This is a genomic window from Streptomyces sp. XY431 (genome assembly GCF_001279805.1).
Classification (GTDB): domain Bacteria; phylum Actinomycetota; class Actinomycetes; order Streptomycetales; family Streptomycetaceae; genus Kitasatospora; species Kitasatospora purpeofusca.
Window position 1 is genome coordinate 1 of sequence record NZ_LGDO01000097.1, and the last position, 678, is coordinate 678.

1 protein-coding gene is annotated in these 678 nt (G+C 68.1%); it reads left to right on the forward strand.

What is annotated here, in order from left to right; translation table 11 throughout:
- Positions 1-678, forward strand: a 678-nt coding sequence (locus ADK60_RS13090; protein ID WP_159400417.1) for an AMP-binding protein, incomplete at both ends; no start/stop codon positions are given.

The window sequence follows — 678 nt, forward strand, 5'->3', positions numbered from 1 at the left end:
CTGTCCGACGCGGAGCTGCTCGCCCCGCTGCGACCGTCCCATCCGGCCTATGTCATCTACACGTCGGGGTCGACGGGTCGGCCGAAGGGTGTGGTGGTGACGCATGGTGGTTTTGCGAGTCTGTCGGCGGCTCAGGTGGAGCGGTTCGGTGTGTCGGCGGGTAGTCGGGTGTTGCAGTTCGCGTCGGTGAGTTTCGATGCGGCGGCGTGGGAGTTGTGCATGGCGTTGTTGTCGGGGGCGGCGTTGGTGGTGGCCCCGGCGGAGGAGTTGACGGCTGATCGGTTGGGTGGGTTGTGTGTGCGTCGGGGTGTGACGCACATGACGTTGCCGCCGGCGTTGGTGGCGGTGATGGATCCGGCGGGGTTCCCGTCGGGTGGTGTGCTGGTGGTGGCGGGTGAGGAGTGCCCGCCGGAGGTGGTGGCGCGTTGGTCGGTGGGTCGGCGGATGGTGAACGCCTATGGGCCGACGGAGTCGACGGTGTGCGCGACGATGAGTTGTGCGTTGTCGGGGGCGGGGGTGCCGTCGATCGGTGGGCCGATCGTGAACACGAGGGTGTTCGTGCTGGACGGTGCGTTGCGTCCGGTGCCGGTGGGTGTGGCGGGTGAGTTGTACCTGGCTGGTGCGGGGTTGGCGCGTGGCTATCTGGACCGGCGTGCGCTGACGTCGGAGCGTTTTGTG